This window comes from Janthinobacterium sp. SUN176 (assembly GCF_030587335.1).
In the GTDB taxonomy this organism is placed as follows: Bacteria; Pseudomonadota; Gammaproteobacteria; order Burkholderiales; family Burkholderiaceae_D; genus Janthinobacterium; species Janthinobacterium kumbetense.
Genome location: NZ_JAPWIA010000003.1, coordinates 298,043 through 318,545 on the forward strand (window position 1 = coordinate 298,043; position 20,503 = coordinate 318,545).

A 20,503-nucleotide genomic window follows, 5' to 3' on the forward strand; every position below is an offset into this window, starting at 1 on the left:
AATGATTATCAGTACCCTCGCCGCCGCCAGCCTTGCGCTGATCGGCGGTTTCCTGTCCGCTCCCGTCCTCGTCGACGAGCACCTCAACCGCGTCCATCCTCCATCCGGCAAGGCGCCGTCGGCAGCCACTGTGGCCCTGCACCAGAGCCTGTGGATCGCCGACCTGCACGCGGACAGCCTGCTGTGGCAACGCAACCTGAACCGCGACAGCCAGCGCGGCCATGTCGACTTCCCCCGCCTGCAGCGGACCAACGTGGCGCTGCAAGCCTTTTCCGTCGTCACCAAGACGCCGCGCAAGATGAATATCGAGCGCAATGGCAGCGACACGGACAACATCACGGCCCTGGTGGTGGCGCAAGGCTTGCCGCCTGCCACCTGGAACAGCCTGCTGGCGCGCGCCACCTATCAGGCCGACGAGCTGCGCCAGCAGGCGGCCAAGAGCCAGGGCAAGGTCCGGGTCATCGGCAGCCGCGCCCAGCTGCGCGGCTTCATCGCCGCGCGAGAGCAAGATCCCACCCTGCTGGCCGGCTGGCTGACGCTAGAAGGCGCGCATGCGCTCGAAGGCAAGCTGGACAACCTCGATACCCTGTACCGGGCCGGCTACCGCATGGCCGCGCCCACGCACTTCTTCGATACGGAACTGTCCGGCTCCCAGCACGGCTTGAAGAAAGGCGGCTTGACGCCGCTGGGCAAGCAATGGCTGCGCGCCATGGAGCAACGCAAGATGATTGTCGACCTGGCGCACGCCTCGCCGGCCACCATCGACGACGTATTGACGATGGCGAAACGCCCCGTAATGGTGTCGCACACGGGCGTGCGCGGCACTTGCGCCAACGGGCGCAACCTCAGCGACGCACAACTGAAACGCATCGCCGCCCAAGGTGGCCTGGTGGGCATCGGTTTCTGGAATACGGCCGTCTGCGGCAAGGACGTGGCGTCCATCGCGCGCGCCATCAAGTACACGGTAAAACTGATCGGTGCCGAACACGTGGCCTATGGTTCGGACTTCGACGGCGCCGTCACCACGGCCATCGATGCGACGGGCTTGCCGCGCCTGACGCAGGCCCTGCTCGACGCAGGCTTGTCGGAAGCGCAGATCCGCCGCGTGGCGGGCGAAAACGTGCGCGACTTTTTACTGAAAAACCTGCCGGACGATGATGCCTAGGCTAGCCTAGCGCCTGGACCAGGGCCTGGTCCAGCACCTGGCGCGGCCGGATGCGTATCAGCTTGCGGTACAGCGGCGGCATCGACTCGCACAGCGCCAGCAGCGCGTCTTCCGCCATGGCGGGTCGCACGTACTGGAATTGCGCCGGATTATTCTCCGGCAGCGCCCCCTCCATGGTGGAGCCGTAGGCGCCCAGGGTCATGAAACTGGCGGCGCTGTCGTCCGGGCCGATGGCCAGCACGAAGGTGCCGTGCTTGGGGTGGCCCAGGTAGCTTTTGAATTCTTCCTGAAGCGCCGGCGCCGCATTCGCCATCAATTCAAAGCGCAGCTGCGCGTACTGGCGCGTGCATTCCATGAACGGCGTGCGGATGGCCGATTGCGCCACGTTTCCCGGCATGCACAGCAGCAGGTTGCCAAAGGAATCGAGCAAGGCGGCCGCGTCGCCTTGGCCGCCATCGCGCACATCCTGCTCCATGGCCGCCTGCAGGAATGGCGCCAGGCCCGCATCGGGCACGTGCGGGTCGCAACGGTAAGTGAGGGCATCGGGATAGCGGCGGCGCAGGGCGCGCACCACGGCATGCTCGGATGGCAAGGTGGCAGGATCACGCAGCTGCACGTCGTCGCCGGCGTTCAGCAGCTGCATCACCTGCGCCGATGTCGACTCGAACACGAGCGAGCACAGTGCCTGCGTCGCCTCGTGGATGCTCTTGCCGATGAAAAAAGATTTGGGCGTGGCGCCGGAAGGCAGGCGCGCATACTCGGTGGCGCCGCGCACGGCCGGATAGCAAAAGCTGCGGCCGGCCTGCACCTGCAACGGCGCCGGCAAGGCCGTAAACGTGGCGCTACCATCGTAATTGATGCCCGCCTTGACATCGGGCGCGGCCACCACCACGTTGAAACCGGCCGCCAGAATCGCCCCCGTGCACATGCAGCAAGGGTCGAGCGAGGTGACGATGGTCAGTTCCCCTGGCGGCGGCAAGGGCGTGCCCTTGGCCCGCTCGGCGAAATACCAGTCCACCAGCTGGCGTTCGCCATGCGCCGTGGGGTCGAACACCAGGCCCTGGCGCACGACGTTGTTGTGCATCGATTGCAGCACGTTGCCGGCGCCATCGAGCAGCACGCCGCCCACGCCGAAGGTGCCCTGCGTCTTGGCGGCCATGGCTTCGGCCGCGGCAATCGCCACGGCGGCCTGGATGTCGATCGTCTTGTTCAAGCGGATCCTGTTACTTCATGTCCAGGTCGGAATTGCCGAAGCCATGCGGCAGCAGCCAGCCCGCCGTCACTTCCATGACATCGTTTTTCAGGTTCGTCAGGATCACCGGCAGGTCGGCGCCGCCCATCTCGAACATCACCTGACGGCAGGCGCCACATGGCGAAATCGGTTCGGCCGTGTCGCCCGTAACGGCCAGCTTGGCGAAATCGCCCGGTTTGCAGCCATGCGCGATGGCGCTGAAAAATGCCGTGCGCTCGGCGCAGTTGCACAGGCCATAGGCGGCGTTTTCCACGTTACAGCCACGGAAGACGCGGCCATCCTTGCACAGCAGCGCCGCGCCCACCTTGAAACGCGAGTATGGCGCGTAGGCCAGTTCACGGCCGGCGTTGGCTTCGGCGATCAGTTCTTGGTTGTTCATTTTTTCTGCAATACCCTTGAATTCATAAGACTGGGCTCAGACCACCGCCGACACATAGTTCAGCGCTATCGCAAATGGGGGTCTGCCCCTGGTTTTCAACTACGGACGAATGGTACGGTAAATCACGGGATTGGCCGCCAGCGCCACCGTGCCGATAGCATACGCGTCCCGGATTTCCTTGACGGCTTGCTGCGCCGCCGCTGCCGTGCGCGCGTGCACCATGGCCAGCGGCTGGCCGACAGCAACCTGCTCGCCCAGGCCCACCAGATCCGTCAGGCCGACGGCGAAATCGATGCTGTCCGTCGGACGGCGACGACCGCCGCCCAGGGCCACCACGGCCAGGCCGATGGCGCGGCAATCGCGCACGTTGGCGTAACCGGACGACAGCGCAGGCGCCGGTACGATGAACGGCGCCTGTTCCAAGTGCTTGTCCGGATGTTCGACCAGGTCGGCCGGGCCGCCCAGTGCGGACACCATGCGCGCAAAGCGCTCGGCCGCTTCGCCCGAATCGAGGGCCGCCATCAATTTCACGCGCGCCTCTTCTTCGGTGGCGGCCAGGCCGCCCAGCACCAGCATCTCGGCGCACAGCGCCAGGGTGACTTCATGCAGGCGCGCGGGACGCGAACGGCCCGTCAGGTAATCCATGGCGCCACGCACTTCCAGCGCATTGCCGGCGTACGGCGCCAGCGACTCGTTCATGTCCGTCAAAATCGCCGACGTCTGCATGCCCGCGCCATTGCCGACGGCGACGATGCTTTCGGCCAGCTCCACCGACTTGTCGTAGGTCGGCATGAAGGCGCCCGTGCCCACTTTCACGTCCATCACCAGCGCGTCCAGCCCGGCCGACAGTTTCTTCGACAGGATGGAGCCGGTAATCATGGCCACCGATTCCACCGTGGCGGTGACGTCGCGGATGCTGTAGAAACGCTTGTCGGCCGGTGCCAGCTGCGCCGTCTGGCCGATGATGGCCACGCCAACTTCCTTGACCACCTTGCGGAACAGTTCATTGTCCGGCACCGTGCAATAGCCTGGAATGGCGTCGAACTTGTCCAGGGTGCCGCCCGTGTGTCCCAGGCCGCGGCCCGAGATCATCGGCACGTAGCCGCCGCACGCGGCGACTATGGGGCCCAGCAGCAGGGAGACGACATCGCCCACGCCGCCCGTCGAATGCTTGTCGACGATGGGGCCCGGCAAGTTCAGCGAACGCCAGTCCAGCACCTGGCCGGAATCGCGCATGGCCAGGGTAAACGCCACGCGCTCGTCCATGTTCATGTCGTTGAAATAGACGGCCATGCCCAGCGCCGCGATCTGGCCTTCGCTGACGCTGCCGTCAGTAATGCCGCGCACGAAAAACTGGATTTCCTCGGCGCTCAGCACGCCTTTGTCGCGTTTCTTGCGAATGATTTCCTGGGTTAACAACATGGAATAACTCCAATCATGAGATCTGGGGTCAGTCCCTGCGGATCTGACCCCAGCTTTGTAACGCTAGCTACCTATCAGACGCCGTAAGGAATCCACACGTTTTTCACTTGCGACGCATGCGCCAGCACGGCACGGCCGCCGCTTTGCGCGGCGCTGTACCAGTCGCGGCCCTTCGCGCCGCCTACCCAGGTGCGCTTCAGGGTGCCGGCCGACAGGCGCTCGACTTCCGCACAGCCTTCCGCCGAACCGTCATGGCGCCAGACGGCGTCGATGTCGGCGTGCGTGGCCAGGGTGCGCGCCAGTTCATCGGCGTTGCCGCTGATGATGTTGACGATGCCGCCAGGCAAGTCGGACGTGTCGAACACCTGGTACAGGTCCAGCGCGGAGAGCGGATGCGCTTCCGACGGCACCACCACCACGCGGTTGCCCAGCGCGATGGCCGGCGCCACCAGCGAAATGAAGCCCAGCAAAGGCGCTTCATTCGGGCAGACGATGCCGATCACGCCGACCGCTTCATTGAGCGCCACGGTGATTCCCTTGGTTGGCGGCTGGTGCGCCAGGCCGTCATACTTGTCGGCCCAGGCGGCGTAGTAGAACAGGCGTTCGATCGATGCCTGCACTTCCTTCTCCGGGTTCTTGCTGCCCGTCATGGCGGCGATGCGGGCGGCGAATTCGTCGGCGCGCGCAGCGAGGTTTTCGGCGATGTAGTACAGCACTTGCGCGCGGTTGTGCGCCGTGGCGCTGGTCCAGCCGGACGCTTTATGGGCCGCTTCGACGGCATTGCGGATGTCCTTGCGGCTGCCCACGCCCACTTCGGCCAGCAGGGCGCCATTCGCGCCGAACACGGGGGTGCTGTAGGCGCTGTCAGGGCGCGCCTGCTTGCCGCCGATGTACATCTTGGCCGTGCGGTCGATGGCGAACGGATCGGCTGCAGCCGGCTTTGCCGCCGCCTTGGCCTTCGCTTCCACCACCGGCAAGGCCGGACGCGCATCTTCGGCCAGGGCCGTCATGTATTCCAGCATGCCTTCGCGGCCGCCTTCGCGGCCAAAGCCCGATTCGCGGTAACCGCCGAAGCCGCACGCCGCATCGAACTGGTTGGCGCTGTTGATCCACACCACTCCAGCCTTGATGGCAGGCGCGATGTCCAGCGCCAGGCTGATCGACTCGGTCCACACGCTGGCGGCCAGGCCGTACACCGTGTTGTTCGCCAGTTGCACCGCTTCAGGCGGCGTGCGGAAGCTCATCGCCACCAGCACGGGGCCGAAGATTTCAGCTTGCGCCACGGCGGCGGAAGTAGACGCGCCCGTGATCAGGGTCGGCGGGAACCACGAACCGTCCGCCGGCAATTCGCACGCCGGTTGCCATACGTCGCAGCCTTCGGCACGGGCAGAATCGACCAACGCGGCGATGCGCTGGCGCTGCACGGGATCGACCAGCGCGCCCACGTCCATCGATTTGTCCAGGGGCGAACCGAGACGCAGGTTTTCCATGCGGGCGCGTACCTTGTTCAAGAAGCGCTCCTGGATCGATTCCTGCACCAGCAGGCGCGAACCGGCGCAGCAGACTTGTCCCTGGTTGAACCAGATCGAGTCGACCAGGCCTTCCACGGCGCCGTCCAGGTCCGCGTCTTCGAAGACGATGAACGGCGACTTGCCGCCCAATTCGAGGGACAGCTTCTTGCCGCTGCCGGCCGTCGCCTCGCGAATCAGGCGGCCCACTTCCGTGGAACCCGTAAACGCGATCTTGTCGACGCCCGGATGGTTGACGATGGCCGAGCCCACGCGGCCGTCGCCCGTGACGATATTGACCACGCCGGCCGGCACGCCCGCCTGCACGCACAGTTCGGCGAACAGCATGGCGGTCAGCGACGTGAATTCGGCCGGCTTGAAGACGACCGTGTTACCGGCCGCCAGGGCCGGGGCGATTTTCCACGACAACATCAGCAGGGGGAAATTCCACGGCACGATCTGGCCCACCACGCCCACGGCGCGGTAGTCGGCGAATTCTTCCGACTGCAGCTGCGCCCAGCCAGCGTGATGATAGAAATGGCGCGCGGCCAGCGGCAAGTCGATATCGCGCGTTTCGCGGATGGTCTTGCCGTTGTCCAGGGTTTCCAGCACGGCGAACAGGCGCGAATGCTTTTGCAGCAGACGGGCCAGCGCGTACATGACTTTCGCGCGGCCGTGGCCACCCATGCCCTGCCATACGGGCAGCGCGCGGCGCGCCGCTTCCACGGCGCGTTCCACGTCAGCATCGGTGGCTTGCGTCAGCTCGGCCAGTTGCGTGCCGTCGGCAGGGTTGGTCGAGGCGAACAGCTCGGCCGGCTCGCTCCAGGCATTGTCGATGAACAGACCGAATTTGCGCTGGTGGCCAGCTAGCCACGCCTGCGCTTCTTTTTGACTTTCGGGAGCAGGGCCGTAGTCCATAGTATTGAGAATCTCGTTAATTGTTGGCATGACGATTGTTCTTTAAGGTTGTGCGTGACGATGATTGGCCGAGTAGCTGCCGGTGACGTAGTGCTCGAGCTGGCGCTCGATATCGGTCAGCAGGCTGGAAGCACCGATGCGGAACAGGTGCGGCTGCAGCCATTCGTTGCCCAATTCTTCCTTCATCAGGGTCAGGTATTGCAGCGCGCTCTTGGCCGAGCTGACGCCGCCGGCCGGCTTGAAGCCCACCTGGAAACCCGTCTGCTCGTGGTATTCGCGGATCGTGCGCACCATCGTCAGGGCCACGGGGATGGTCGCGTTCACGCCCTCCTTGCCGGTGGAAGTCTTGATGAAATCGGCGCCGGCCATCATGCAGACCCACGACGCCTTGGCCACGTTTTCCATGGTCAGCAAGTCGCCCGTGGCGAGAATCGCCTTCACGTGCGCTTCGCCGCAAGCCTTGCGGTAGGCCAGCATTTCGTCGTACAGCACTTGCCAGTTGCCGTTCAGGACGTGCTGGCGCGTGATGACGATATCGATTTCCGAGGCGCCCGCGGCGACCGAAAGTTCGATCTCGCGCAGCTTCGTTTCCATGCTCGTCAAGCCAGCGGGGAAACCCGTCGACACGGCGGCGATGGGCAAGCGGCCCTGGATGACTTTCACGGCCGGCTGAATCATCTCGTGGTACACGCACACGGCGCCGGTGCTCAGTTCCGTCAAGCCCAACGCGTCCATCAGGTCGGCGCGCAGCGGGCGCATGGCCTTCATGCACAGGCGTTCCACGCGGCCCGGCGTATCGTCGCCGCCCAGGGTGGTCAGGTCGATCATCTGGATGGCTTTCACCAGCCAGGCGGCCTGGTATTCCTTTTTCACCGTACGGCGGTTCGCCAGGCTGGCCGCGCGGCGGTCCGTCGCGGCGCGGTTGACGCGGATCTGGTTGATCCAGCCCAGATCGAGGCCAACGGCCTCGTTACGCTTGAATTCGGGGTGCATGAGTGTCATAACAAGCTGGTTCCATTAGCAAGTGGTGGTACGCCAAGGTGCTTGGCGAGGGTTTGGCCAATATCGGAGAACGTCTCGGAAATACCCAGTGCGCGCGGAGCGACGCCGGGGCCGAAGAAGATCATCGGAATGTGTTCGCGGGTGTGGTCGGAGCCATGCCAGGTAGGGTCGCAGCCATGGTCGGCGGTGATCACGACCAGGTCGCCTTCCTTGAGCTTGGCCATGAATTCCGGCAGGCGCGCATCCATTTCGCGCAACGCGTCGGCATAGCCTTCGACGTTGCGGCGGTGGCCGAACGCCTGGTCGAAATCGACGAAGTTCACAAAGGTGAGCGACTTGTCCTGCACTTCATCGGCCGTCTTCAACAGCGCTTCGAACAGCGCCATGTTGTCGACGCCCTTCACGACGCGCGAGATGCCCTGGGTGGCGAAAATGTCGCTGATCTTGCCCAGGCCGACAACTTCGCCGCCCGCATCCTTGACGTGGTCGAGCAGGGTCTTGCTTGGCGGCGCGACGGCGTAGTCGTGGCGGTTGGACGTGCGCGTGTAGTTGCCGTTGCTGCCCGTGAACGGGCGGGCGATGACGCGGCCGATGTTGTACGGTTCGACCAGCTTGAAGGCCATTTCGCACACCTGGTACAGGCGTTCGAGGCCGAACGATTCTTCGTGCGCGGCGATCTGCATCACCGAGTCGCCCGAGGTATAGATAATCAGCTTGCCGGTGGCGACGTGCTCGTCGCCATGCTTGTTGATGATGTCCGTGCCCGAGGCATGGCAGTCGCCGAGGAAGCCCGGCACGCCGGACATGGCTTTCAGCTTGTCGGTCAGGTCGGCCGGGAACGATGGCGTCGTGCGGGGGAAGTAGCCCCAGTCGAATTCGACGGGCACACCGGCGATTTCCCAGTGGCCGCTCTGCGTGTCCTTGCCGGTGGAGCGCTCGCGCGCCGCGCCGTAGGCGCCGGTGAAACCGTCCCGCTGGTCGAAGCCCGTGGCCCATTCGCCGCTGGCCAGGTGCGCCGCGGCGCCCAGGCCCAGGCGTTCCATGTTCGGGAGTTTCAAGGTCTTGCCGCTTTTGGCGACAGTGCTGGCAATGTGGCCAAAGGTATTGGCACCTGCGTCGCCATACTTGGCGGCGTCTGGCGTCGCGCCAAGGCCGAAGGAATCAAGCAGGAGGATAAATGCGCGTGACATGATAAGGCTCGCTTTATGGAGTGATGCGGGGTGATGCGGACAGTGTAGGCCGGTTTTTCCCGGCCTGCCGCGCAGCAGCGCCGGTGGCCGGCGCGCCGCTGCTGCGTAAAAAAGGGCTTAGGCTTGCGGTTTTTCAGCGACCTTGGCCAGGAAAGCCAGAATCAGCTTGACCAGGTCTTTCGCGCCGATGGCCGCGTATTTCAGGGTTTGCTCGTGCGACAGGGCGAATGGCGACATGCCTTCGGCCAGGTTGGTGATGACGGACACGCCCACCACTTTCAGGTCGCAATGGCGGGCCGAAACCACTTCCGGCACCACCGACATGCCGACCGTGTCGGCGCCCAGGCGGGCCATCATGCGGATTTCCGCGGCCGTCTCGAAGTTCGGGCCCGGGTAGGCGACGAACACGCCTTCGTGCAGGGTGATGCCGTTCGAGGCAGCCGTGTCCGCGACCAGCTTGCGCAAGTCCGCATCGTAGGCGTTGGCCATGCTGAAGAAGCGCGGGCCGAAGCGGTCGTCGTTCGGGCCGACCATCGGCGTGCCTGGCAGCAGGTTGATGTGGTCGCTGATGGCGACCAGGCTGCCGGCGTCCACTTCCGGGCGCAGGGAACCGGCGGCGTTGGTGACGAACAGCATTTCGCAGCCCAGCAGTTTCAGGGTGCGGATGGCGCTCGTCATCACACCCATGCCATAACCTTCGTAGAAGTGGCCACGGCCCTTCATGCAGACGACGGCGACGCCCGACAGGGTGCCGATCACCAGTTCGCCGGCATGGCCGTGCACGGTGCTGATCGGGAAGCCTGGCAATTCGTCAAAGCTGATGCTGACGGCGTCCGTCATCTGCTCGGCCAACACGCCCAGGCCGGAGCCGAGGATCATCGCCACGCGCGGCTTGAAATTTTCAGGAGCGCGGGCACGGATGATTTCGGCGGCGTGGAAAGGGGTGTTGTTCGACATGGTTATCCTCTGTTTGACTAATGATGATGGTTGCTGCCTGCGCGGCCGTGTCCGGTGAAGGACTGCGGCCCAGGTATCGGGTAAGTATGGTGTTACAGGTATATCGAAATGCGTATTGCCTCTATTTGCCGCCACTATGCATCAAACGGAATATGTATGGCAAATACCATTTTTCTTGCCCATTTATACAATTCAAATATAAATGGCCGACATTATAGTCCAGGCAAGCCCTGACCTGCCATGCCCCGAAAATGCATGCATACAAGCTCCATACGACCGCTTTTCGCGCACGCCTGACACGGGCTTGACATGGGCTTGACACATCAAAGACAAATGTTTACAGTAAAAGACAAATGTTTAAACCTTTAGCGAAAACCTTGTGACCGACACCAATAAAAAAGACCAGCTGTACACGCTGATCCGCAACAACCCCTTCATCTCGCAGCAAGACCTGGCGAGCGAACTGGGCTTGTCGCGCTCGGCCGTCGCCGGCCACATCGCCGGCCTCATCCGTGAGCGGCGCCTGCTGGGACGCGCCTACGTGCTGCCCGACAGCCGCCCCGTGCTGTGCATAGGCGCCGCCAACCTCGACCGCAAGATGCGCACCCTGGCGACCCTGCAGATGGGCACCTCGAATCCCGTGCGCTCGGAAGAAGTGTTTGGCGGCGTAGGCCGCAACATCGCGGAAAACCTGGCCCGCCTGTCCATTCCCGTCGCCCTGCTGACGGCGCTGGGCGACGATGCGGCCGGCCACGCGCTGCAGACGCACGCGGAAGACGCAGGCATCGACATGCGCGGCAGCTTGCATTTGAGCAATACCAGCAGCGGCACCTATACGGCCGTGCTCAACGAACATGGCGAAATGCTGCTGGCGATGGCCAATATGCAACTCTACGAACAGCTGACGCCCGCCTTTTTGCACAGCCGCCAGCCGCAGCGCGCCGCCGCCGCACTCACCGTCTGCGACCTGAACCTGGGCCACGACAGCGTGCAGGCGCTGCTGGCCGACGCGCGCCAGGACGCCGCCCATGCGACGCCGCTGGTCATCGTCGCCGTCTCGCAGCCGAAGATGGCGCACCTGCCGCAAGACCTGACGGGCTTGCATTTGCTGATCCTCAACCGTGGCGAACTGGAAACGCGCGTGGCGCGGGCCTTGCCCACGGCGTTCGAGGTGCGCGCCGCCTGCCGCGAAGTGCAGCGCCAGGGCGCGCGCCAGGTGATCGTCACCTGCGGCGGCGAAGGCGTGTACTTCACGGATGGCGACAGCCTGGACGCGCCTGTCGTGCACCTGGCCGCGCGCGAAGTGGACGCCGTCGACGTGACGGGCGCCGGCGACGCGTTTTCCGCCGCCGTCTGCTGGTCGCTCTACCACGACAGCAGCGACTTGAAACTGGCATGCCGGCGCGGCCTGAAACTGGCCGCCATGACCCTGGAATCGGCGGCCACCGTCTCCCCCCAGATTTCCGCCGGCGCGCTCGACAACATTGACGACGCCGACCTGGCGCCGCCTCCCCCTACCCTCTTTCAACAGGACTGACATGACCCAATTACAGAATTTCCTCTTGTTCTCGCAAGAAGTGCTCGACGCGCGCGCCGCCGGCAAGGCCATCGTGGCGCTGGAATCGACCATCATTTCGCACGGCATGCCGTATCCGCAAAACGTGGAAATGGCGCGCGAAGTGGAGCAGATCATCCGTGACGGCGGCGCCGTGCCGGCCACCATCGCCATCATCGGCGGCAAGATCTGCGTGGGCTTGTCGCCCGAGCAACTGGAATTGCTGGGCACCTCGCCCGACGCCATGAAAGTCAGCCGCCGCGACCTGCCGTTCGTCCTGTCGCAGGGTAAATTGGGCGCCACCACCGTGGCCGCCACCATGATCTGCGCGGAACTGGCGGGTATTTCCGTGTTCGTCACGGGCGGCATCGGCGGCGTGCACCGCGGCGCCGAAACGAGCTTCGACATTTCCGCCGACTTGCAGGAACTGGCGCAAACGTCCGTCGCCGTCGTCTGCGCAGGCGTGAAATCCATCCTCGACATCGGCCTGACCCTGGAATACCTGGAAACCCATGGCGTGCCCGTCATCAGCGTGGGCCAGGAAGGCTTCCCCGCCTTCTTCACGCGCGAAAGCGGTTTCAAGGCCGATTTCCGCCTCGATACGGCCGCCGAACAGGCTGCCTTCATCGGCACCAAGTGGCAACTGGGCTTGAAAGGCGGCGTGATCGTCAGCAACCCCGTGCCGGCCGCGCAAGCCATGCCCAAGGAAGAAATCGATGCGATCACCACGCAAGCACTGCAGGAAGCGGATGCGGGTGGCGTGAAGGGCAAGCAAGTCACGCCATTCCTCTTGTCGCGCATCAAGCAGTTGACGGATGGCCGCAGCCTGGCGACGAATATCGCGCTGGTCAAGCACAATGCCCAGGTCGGCACGGCGCTGGCCATTGCCATGCAGGCAGTCGTGGCACGATAATAGGACTGCTGTAAAGAAAGCGCGCATGCCGGCATCCAGGCCTGCGCGCCGTTCCATCGCCTAGCACCACGCAACGCCAAGGAAAGCATGTCCATCGATCTGAAACAGTTAAAGTATTTTCTTGCCGTTGCCGAGGAGAAAAGCTTCAGCCGCGCCGCCGAGCGCCTGCATATCTCGCAGCCGCCCCTGAGCCAGCAGATCATGAAACTGGAAAGCGAACTGGGCGTACGCCTGTTTGCGCGCACCACGCGCACGTTCGAGCTGACCGTGGCGGGCAAGGCGCTGATGAACGAGGCGGCCGACCTGCTGGCCAAGATGCGCATGACCATCGACACCATCCGCCAGATCGACCGCGGCGAAGTGGGCCGCTTGCGCGTGGGCATCGTCGGCTCTGCCATGTGGGGGCCCATTCCCAGCCTGCTGGAAGAATTCCAGACCAAATTTCCCCGCGTCAGCTGGACCATCCATGAATTTGGTCCCACGGTGCAATACGAAGCCTTGCGCGCCAAGCAAATCGACGTGGGCTTCTGGCGCGAACCCAAGCTCAACGACGACGACTTGCGTCACGACAATTTACGCCAGGAACTGTGTTTCCGCGAAAACGTCTGCGTGGCCGTCAATGAACACCACCCGCTGGCAAAAAACACGTCCATCGAACTGATCGACATCGCCCACGAACCGATGCTGACCCTGAACCTCGACAAATCCGCGTTTCCCCGCTATCTGGTGCAATGCTGCATCAATGCGGGTTTCGAACCCGTGATCTTCCAGGAAGCGAGCGAACCGCAAACCCTGCTGGCCATGGTGGGTGCGGGCTTGGGCGTGACCCTGGTGCCGGAAACGACGAGCCGCATCGGCTGGCCCGGCGTGGTGTTTCTGCCGATCAAGACCAATCCGCCGTCGGCCAACCTGTATATCAGCTACACCACGCTGGACGACGCGCCCGTCGTGCGGGCCTTCCTGAATATCCTGAATCCCCCCGCCGCTTGAAGCCGCAATTTATATGGCTTTCATATAAATAACTAAACAAAAACGTATTTGTCATACATATCTGGCATGATGCATAGTGATTCGGACGCCCATCGCGGCGCCGGTTCCGTGCTTGCCCTGCCCGTCAACTGACGGCGCATCCCAGCCCGCTCCGGCAGCCCCCTTCGATGTTGTACCTATAAAAGAGACGGGGTCGACTGTTGCATGAGCATCACATTGTCGACATAAAAGCAGTCAAGGTCAGCAATGATCTTGTGCAATACAGTGCAATGTTGATAAGGAATTATCACCTCGTGCATCAAAAACAGGCTAAATCGGCCCCAAATTATATGTTTCACCTATAAAAAATATACAATATCGATCTTCCAGGAGCCAATTCATGAAACTTACACAATTTAGTTTGACGATCGCAGCCGTATTTCTGACTGCTCAAGCGTCCGCGGCTACCCCAAAACTGGGTGTCGTGTATGACGCGGGCGGCAAGTTCGACAAGTCGTTCAACCAATCCGCTTTCGAAGGCGCCTCGCGCTTCAAAAAAGACACGGGCATTTCCTTCATCGAAGTGCAAGCCTCCAGCGATACGCAAGCCGAGCAAGTCATGCGTGGCCTGGCCCGCAAGAAACTCGACATGATCGCCGCCATCGGCTTTGCGCAAACGCAAGCCGTGCAAAAGGTCGCCAAGGAATTTCCGAACGTGAAATTCGTGCTGATCGACGGCCAGGCCGCCGGCAGCAACGTCAATTCCGTCGTCTTCAAGGAAGAAGAAGGCTCCTACCTGGTGGGCGTGGCTGCGGCCATGGCCAGCAAGAGCAAGAAGGTCGGCTTCATCGGCGGCATCGATATTCCCCTGATCCGCAACTTCGCCTGCGGCTACGCGCAAGGCGTCAAGGCAGTGAATGCGAAAGCGGAAATCACGCAAAACATGGTCGGCACCACATCCGGCGCCTGGAATGACCCGGCCAAGGGCGGCGAACTGGCCCGCTCGCAATTCGAGCGCGGCGTCGATGTCGTCTTCGCCGTCGCAGGCGGCAGCGGCATGGGTACCCTGCAAATGGCCAAGGAAAAAGGCAAGCTGGCCATCGGCGTCGATTCGAACCAGAACCATCTGTATCCAGGCAGCATCCTGACCTCGATGGTCAAGCGCGTCGACAACACCGTCTATGACAGCTTCATGGAAGTCAAGAACGGCACCTGGAAGGGCGGCGTCAGCTATAAAGGCTTGAAAGAAGGCGGCGTGGATTGGGCGCTCGATGCGAACAACCGCAAGCTGATTACGCCGGAAATCGAAAAGCGCGTGTTGGGTGCGCGTAAGGACATCATCGATGGCAAGATCAAAGTGATCGATTACCGCGTCGGCAGCAGCTGCCCGGTTTAATTTTTCTCCGTATCTTTTAGCGCGCCGCCGGGGCCAGTCTCCGCGCGGCGCGTTTCCATGAAACTATCCAGTTATGAACCTATGCAGCCAGCAGTAGAATTTCGCAGCATTTCCAAGCAGTTTGGACATGTGAAGGCGAACGCCGACGTCAGCTTCTCCATCGCCAAGGGCAGTATCCACGGCCTGGTGGGGGAAAACGGCGCCGGCAAATCGACCTTGATGAGCATCCTGTACGGGTATTACCGTGCCGACGGCGGGGAAATCCTGCTCGACGGAAAAGTACAACCGATCCGCAACAGCCAGGAAGCGATCAACCTCGGCATCGGCATGGTGCACCAGCACTTCATGCTGGTCGAGAACTTCACCGTCCTCGACAATATCATGCTGGGCACGGAAGGCGGTTTTCGCCTGGCCAGCCACCGCACGGAAGCGGAAGCGAAGTTGCGCGAGATTTGCGCGCGCTACCGCCTCGACGTCGACCCGCTGGCGAAGATCGAAGACCTCTCCGTCGGTGCGCAGCAGCGCGTGGAAATCCTCAAGCAGATTTATCGCAGCGCCAATATCCTGATCCTCGACGAGCCGACAGCCGTGCTGACGGCCCAGGAAACGGCTTCGCTGTTTGAAATCTTGCGCCTGTTCAAGGAACAAGGCAAGACCATCATCCTGATCACGCACAAGCTGCAAGAGATCCTGGAAATCACCGACAACGTCACCGTCATGCGCGGCGGCACGGTGGTGGGCGCCGTGGCGACCGCCGGCACCTCGAAAGAGGAACTGGCCAACATGATGGTCGGCCGCCCCATCCAGAGCCACTTGCCCCGCGCACCGTACAATCCGGGCGCCACGGTGCTGGAAGTTGACGGTTTGCAACTGGCTGACGACCAGCAAGTCAAATTGCTGGCCGACATAGGTTTCAATCTGCGCGCCGGCGAAATCGTCGCCATCGCGGGGGTTTCGGGCAATGGCCAGAGCGAACTGCTGGAAATTCTGTCCGGCATGCGTTTGCCGACGTCGGGCAAGCTGCGCTTCCTGGACAAGGACTTGCCGTTTGCCAAGCGCCACGATGCCGACGGCTTGCCGCTGGCCTTCCGCGAACTGGGCATCGCCCACATTCCGGAAGACCGCTTGCGCGATGGCGTGGTGAAGAATTTTTCCGTCATGCAAAACACCATCCTCGGTTACCAGGACCACCTGAAAAACCGCTGGGGCTTGTTCAACTTCAAGGCCATCGGCGCCCGCTGCGCGCAATTGCTGAAAACCTTCGACGTGCGTCCGGCCAATCCGGACTTGCGCATCGGCTTGTTGTCGGGCGGTAACCAGCAAAAGGTGGTGATCGCGCGCGAAGTGCTGGCCAAGCCGAAACTGATGCTGGTGGGCCAGCCCACGCGCGGCGTCGACATCGGCACCATCGAAAGCATCCATACGCAATTGCTGGCCCTGCGCGACGCGGGCGTGGCGATCCTGCTGGTGTCCGTCGAACTGGAAGAAGTGCGGGCGCTGGCCGACCGCATCCTCGTCATGTGCGGCGGACGCATCACCGGCGAACTGAAAATTGAAGAATTCGATACCACCCGCATCGGTCTGTTGATGGGGGGAATGCATAAATCATGAATAACGACTTGCCACGCTGGGCGACAGCCTTTGTCATGCCCATGTTAAACCTGCTGTCGGCCTTGCTGGTCGCAGCCCTGGTGATTTATATGCTGGGCGAGGACCCGGCCGAATCGCTGTCGATCCTCGTCCACAGCGCCATCCTCAATCCGGAAGGCTTGAGCTATACCCTGTTCTACGCCAGCACCTTCATCTTCACGGGCCTGTCGGTCTCCGTGGCGATGCAGGCCGGCCTGTTCAATATCGGTTCCGAAGGCCAGATGTATATCGGCGGCCTGGGCCTCACTGTCGCCATGCTGGCCTTCGACCAGACCCTGCCCGCCTGGCTGCTGATTCCGGCCGCCATGATCGGCGCGGCCCTGTTCGGCGCGCTGTGGGGTTTCCTGCCCGGCTACCTGCAAGCGAAGCGCGGCAGCCATATCGTCGTCACCACCATCATGTTCAACTTCATCGCCGCCAGCCTGATGAACTTCGTGATCGTGAAGTACCTGATCCCGCCAGGCGAACAGAACACGGCCAGCCGCGTGTTTGCGGAAAGCGGCGAAATGCCGCGCCTGTCCACCTGGTTCCCGTCGCTGGGCGACACCCCGCTGAACATCAGCTTTATCCTGGCGATCGCCGCGCTGGTGATCTACGGCGTGATGGTCTGGCGCTCGTCGTGGGGCTTCAAGCTGCGCGCCACGGGCCTCAACAAGCATGCGGCCCACTATGCGGGCGTGTCGATCAGCAAGATGATCATCATCGTCATGCTGATCTCCGGCGCGCTGGCGGGCTTGGGTTCCGTCAATTCCATCATGGGTTCGACGCATTATCTGTCGCTCAATTTCGTCGGCGGCGCCGGCTTCATCGGCATCGCCATCGCCTTGATGGGCCGCCAGCATCCGGTCGGCATCTTCCTGTCAGCCGTGCTGTTCGGCGCCCTGATACAGGGTGGTTTCGACTTGTCGCTGGAAAAGCCGAATATCCCGACGGAAACTTTCATTTTCATCCAGGGCTTGATCATCCTGTTCTGCGGCGCCATGGAAAACTTCTACGCACCGGCCATTTCCGCCCTGCTCAAGCGCACCAAAGGCTAACACCATGACACTCGACGACTTTCAATTCGCCAGCATCCTGGTATCGACCGTGCGCAATGCGCCCGTCCTGATCTTTGCCGCCATGGCCGGCCTGTTTGCCGAACGCAGCGGCATGATCGACATCGGCCTGGAAGGCAAGATCCTGGCCAGCGCCTTCGCGTCCGCCGCCGTGGCCTACACGACGCAAAACCCGTATTACGGCATGGCTGCCGGCATGCTCGTCTGCGTCGCGCTGGCCCTGCTGCAAGCGTATGTCAGCATCACGCAAAAGGGCAACCAGCTGGTGGCCGGCATGGCGATCAACATTGCCATGAGCGGACTGACGTTTGTGCTGGCGCAATTCTTCTTCCAGCAAGGCGGCCGCACGCCCGACCTCGGTTCGGCGCGGCTGTTCGACGTGGTCTTGCCGGGTACGCAATACGTGGAACACATCCCCTTCATCGGCTGGGTGTACGCCCACCTGATCGGCGGCCATTCCATCCTCGTCTACGTGGCATTCCTGCTGATTCCGCTCGTGCACTGGCTGCTGTACCACACGCGCTTCGGCCTGCGCCTGCGCGCCTGCGGCGAAAACCCGCACGCGGCCGACTCGGCCGGCGTCAGCGTGGAAGCGACGCGCTACCTGGCCATGCTGGTGGCCGGCATCCTGTGCTCGTTCTCGGGCGCATATCTTGCCATCGTGCAAAGCGGCTTCTTCCTGCGCGACATGTCGGCCGGCGCCGGGTACCTGGCCCTGACGGCCATGGTGTTCGGCAACTGGCGTCCCGTCTACACCTTCCTCGGCTGCCTGATGTTCGGCTTCTTTGCCGCCATCCAGATCCAGATTGAAGGCGTGGACTTGCCCGTCGTGGGCCGCATCCCCGGCTCGCTGATCCAGATGGTGCCGTACGTGGTCACCGTGATCGTGCTGGCGGGCTTGATGGCGAAATCCATCGCGCCGAAGGCCATCGGTATCCCGTTCGTCAAATCGCGTTAATCGCCCACAACACCGGAAAGCGATCACGCTTTCCGGTGCATTTTCCATCCTGCCTCGTTCTGAGAGCTCAGGAACACAAGTGTCGTTCCATACCTGGCGTGCGGTCCTTAAACCTGGGCACCATCCTTCTCGAATAATGATTCATGAACTTGCCCTGCAACCAGGTGGACGACACGGCTCGCCATTTTGATGGTTTCCGGTCGGTGCGCCACCATGATACGTGTCAGGTTCATCTTGTTTATCGCCAGATTGACCTTGTATTCATTTGCAATGTCGAGATGACTGGTAGCTTCGTCGAGCGCCAATATTTTGGGTTGCTTATACAATGCTCTGGCCAGCAAAATACGCTGTTTCTGCCCTCCTGACAAACTGCTGCCCATATCACCGACCAGTGTTTGATATCCCATGGGCATTCTCGCTATTTCTTCATGTATGGCAGCAAGTTTCGCGCACTCTTCGACCGCAGCATACGACATGCTCGTATCAAAAAAACTGATGTTCTCCATGATGGATCCGGCAAGCAACACATCGTCTTGCATCACGGTGCCCACCAGTGTTCGATAGGCCCTCAGCCCGATCTTCTGAATTGGAATATTGTCGATCAGCACTTCACCAGATGACGGCAACAGCAGACCAGTGATGATTTTGCACATGGTTGTCTTCCCGCAGCCACTTGCTCCAACCAAGGCGACACTTTGGCCGGCCGGTATGTGCAAGTTAACGTCCTTCAAGACCCATGGTTCACCTTCTGCGTAGCGGAAACTCACATTTTTCAATGTAATGGCGGGTTGAATGCCCGTTGTATCCAGCTCGAAATCCATTTCAGGCTCCACCGGTTCGAGCACAATATCGGCCAGACGCTCTGCATGCATACCTAGCATTCTGAAGTTGACAAAGACATCGATCAAGCTGAAGACACGACTGGAAAATGTGCTGGAATAACTGACGAAGGCCATGAGCATACCCACCGTCATGCTCCCCCCCATGACGGCCATTGCGCCCAAATAAAGCAGACTCAACCCTTGTACTCCAGAAATCAAACCATTGCCAACCTTGAATACAATGCCAAGTTTTTGGGTCTTGATATCTCTATTGATAACATCAAGTTTTAAATTACGCCAATATGCGCCACGTTCGGATTCACGTCCGAATAGCTTCAACGGAGTGATTGCACGTATGGTTTCCAGAAAGTGCGTATTTTCTTTTGAAGAAAGTAGAATCCTCTCCAAAGAAGCTTCGCGCAGGGGTTGATAAAATACCCACCGCAACAGTGCGTAACATAATGCGGCGATGACAACGATCGCTGTCAAACGTGGGCTATACATGATCATGATGATCAGGGCAAACGAGGCCATCAACCCATCGATAACACTTTCAACAAAAATATTGGTCAACGTAGATTGAATCGCACTCATGCTCGAAAAACGCGACACTACATCACCGACATGCCTTTTTTCAAAATAGGAAATGGGCAGCCGTGTCAGGTGGGCGAACACTCTATTCCCCCATTGAAAACCAATGTCTATGCTCCAACGCATCAGAAACCAGCTGCGGGCCAGTCCAATCGCAGTCTGCGTCAACAGTAGTAAGGAAAAGCCAAGAACCAGAATTTGCAAAAGATCTTTATCACCAGCAACTATCACTTCGTCAATCACAAATTGGTTGAAAAGTGGCATTACAATCGCAAATAATTCAAGTGTAATTGCGAGTAAGAAAATTTGTATCAAAGCCCGACGCAAACCGGAAATTCTTCCAGTCAATGCACGAATGGAGATCTTTTTCTCTTCCTGCTTTACTTCAAACGCATCGTTTGGCGTCAATTCCAGGGCTACGCCAGTGAAATTCTTCGACACCTCATCTATCGAAACAACTCTTTCCCCAATTGCAGGATCAATGATTTTTATAAGCAATTTACCGAAAAATTTTCGTTTGACACTTTTCAAAACGACAAAATGATTCAAATTCCAATGCAAAATGGCGGGACATTTCAGTTCTGCAAGCTGATCCAACTCCAAGCGCAGGGGACGCGCAGCCATGTGCATCGCTCCCGCATATCGTACGAGTTGCGCTAAGGTTGTCCCCTTCAGGCTTATCGAAAACTTTCGGCGCAACTCAGGCAAGCCGACGTGATAGCCAAAATAATTACAAATCATGGCCAGACTAGCAATGCCACATTCGCTTTTTTCAGTTTGGAGTATAGTTTTCATCAAGTCT

Annotated in this window: 15 protein-coding genes and 1 pseudogene; 8 read left to right on the plus strand and 8 right to left on the minus strand. The window is 61.1% G+C overall.

Annotated features, from left to right (window positions below; genetic code table 11):
- Nucleotide 1: 1 nt before the first annotated feature.
- The gene (locus O3299_RS22620; RefSeq protein WP_305063255.1) at nt 2–1,165 is read left to right on the plus strand and encodes a dipeptidase; all 1,164 of its coding nucleotides are present in this window, start codon (nt 2–4) and stop codon (nt 1,163–1,165) included.
- Between the two features lies 1 nt (nt 1,166).
- Here the strand turns inward: O3299_RS22620 and O3299_RS22625 are convergent, their stop codons facing one another.
- The 7 genes and pseudogenes from O3299_RS22625 to xapA all read right to left on the minus strand — a co-directional run bounded on the left by O3299_RS22625 (nt 1,167) and on the right by xapA (nt 9,793).
- Complete coding sequence (locus tag O3299_RS22625; protein WP_180278815.1) at nt 1,167–2,384, minus strand: nucleoside deaminase; 1,218 nt, start codon at nt 2,382–2,384, stop codon at nt 1,167–1,169.
- 4 nt (nt 2,385–2,388) lie between these two features.
- Nucleotides 2,389–2,811, minus strand: a pseudogene (locus tag O3299_RS22630) (cytidine deaminase); the annotation flags it as partial.
- Between the two features lie 84 nt (nt 2,812–2,895).
- The gene (gene deoA / locus O3299_RS22635) at nt 2,896–4,218 is read right to left on the minus strand and encodes a thymidine phosphorylase (RefSeq protein ID WP_305063256.1); all 1,323 of its coding nucleotides are present in this window, start codon (nt 4,216–4,218) and stop codon (nt 2,896–2,898) included.
- A gap of 74 nt (nt 4,219–4,292) precedes the next feature.
- A complete protein-coding gene (locus O3299_RS22640; protein WP_369812318.1) occupies nt 4,293–6,674 on the minus strand; it encodes an aldehyde dehydrogenase family protein in 2,382 nt (793 codons plus the stop codon).
- Between the two features lie 12 nt (nt 6,675–6,686).
- Complete coding sequence (gene deoC / locus O3299_RS22645; protein ID WP_046685481.1) at nt 6,687–7,646, minus strand: deoxyribose-phosphate aldolase; 960 nt, start codon at nt 7,644–7,646, stop codon at nt 6,687–6,689.
- Nucleotides 7,643–8,836 carry a phosphopentomutase gene (locus O3299_RS22650; protein ID WP_305063257.1) on the minus strand — a complete coding sequence of 398 codons (1,194 nt, stop codon included), beginning with the start codon at nt 8,834–8,836 and terminating at the stop codon, nt 7,643–7,645. Before O3299_RS22650 ends, deoC begins: the two co-directional genes overlap by 4 nt.
- 117 nt (nt 8,837–8,953) lie before the next feature.
- Nucleotides 8,954–9,793, minus strand: coding sequence for a xanthosine phosphorylase (gene xapA / locus O3299_RS22655; protein WP_034785579.1), 840 nt, complete (start codon nt 9,791–9,793; stop codon nt 8,954–8,956).
- A gap of 379 nt (nt 9,794–10,172) precedes the next feature.
- Between xapA and O3299_RS22660 the strand changes: the two genes are divergently transcribed.
- From O3299_RS22660 to O3299_RS22690, 7 genes are all read left to right on the plus strand, one after another.
- A complete protein-coding gene (locus tag O3299_RS22660; protein ID WP_305063258.1) occupies nt 10,173–11,330 on the plus strand; it encodes a carbohydrate kinase in 1,158 nt (385 codons plus the stop codon).
- Nucleotide 11,331: 1 nt separating this feature from the next.
- On the plus strand, nt 11,332–12,261 hold the full coding sequence (locus O3299_RS22665) for a pseudouridine-5'-phosphate glycosidase (protein WP_099665374.1): 930 nt from the start codon (nt 11,332–11,334) through the stop codon (nt 12,259–12,261).
- An 87-nt stretch (nt 12,262–12,348) separates the two neighbouring features.
- Nucleotides 12,349–13,251 (plus strand): LysR family transcriptional regulator, encoded by a 903-nt coding sequence (locus tag O3299_RS22670; RefSeq protein WP_077400023.1) that lies wholly within the window; start codon nt 12,349–12,351, stop codon nt 13,249–13,251.
- Nucleotides 13,252–13,630: 379 nt separating this feature from the next.
- On the plus strand, nt 13,631–14,626 hold the full coding sequence (locus O3299_RS22675; protein WP_086145103.1) for a BMP family protein: 996 nt from the start codon (nt 13,631–13,633) through the stop codon (nt 14,624–14,626).
- Nucleotides 14,627–14,707: 81 nt separating this feature from the next.
- On the plus strand, nt 14,708–16,237 hold the full coding sequence (locus O3299_RS22680; protein ID WP_099665375.1) for an ABC transporter ATP-binding protein: 1,530 nt from the start codon (nt 14,708–14,710) through the stop codon (nt 16,235–16,237).
- Nucleotides 16,234–17,313 (plus strand): ABC transporter permease, encoded by a 1,080-nt coding sequence (locus O3299_RS22685; RefSeq protein ID WP_035824975.1) that lies wholly within the window; start codon nt 16,234–16,236, stop codon nt 17,311–17,313. The genes O3299_RS22680 and O3299_RS22685 overlap by 4 nt, the downstream gene beginning before the upstream one ends.
- Before the next feature lie 4 nt (nt 17,314–17,317).
- Nucleotides 17,318–18,289 (plus strand): ABC transporter permease, encoded by a 972-nt coding sequence (locus O3299_RS22690; protein WP_034754516.1) that lies wholly within the window; start codon nt 17,318–17,320, stop codon nt 18,287–18,289.
- A gap of 107 nt (nt 18,290–18,396) precedes the next feature.
- On the opposite strand, the gene O3299_RS22695 is transcribed toward O3299_RS22690, so the two are convergent.
- The gene (locus O3299_RS22695; protein ID WP_099665378.1) at nt 18,397–20,496 is read right to left on the minus strand and encodes a peptidase domain-containing ABC transporter; all 2,100 of its coding nucleotides are present in this window, start codon (nt 20,494–20,496) and stop codon (nt 18,397–18,399) included.
- Nucleotides 20,497–20,503 lie beyond the last annotated feature (7 nt).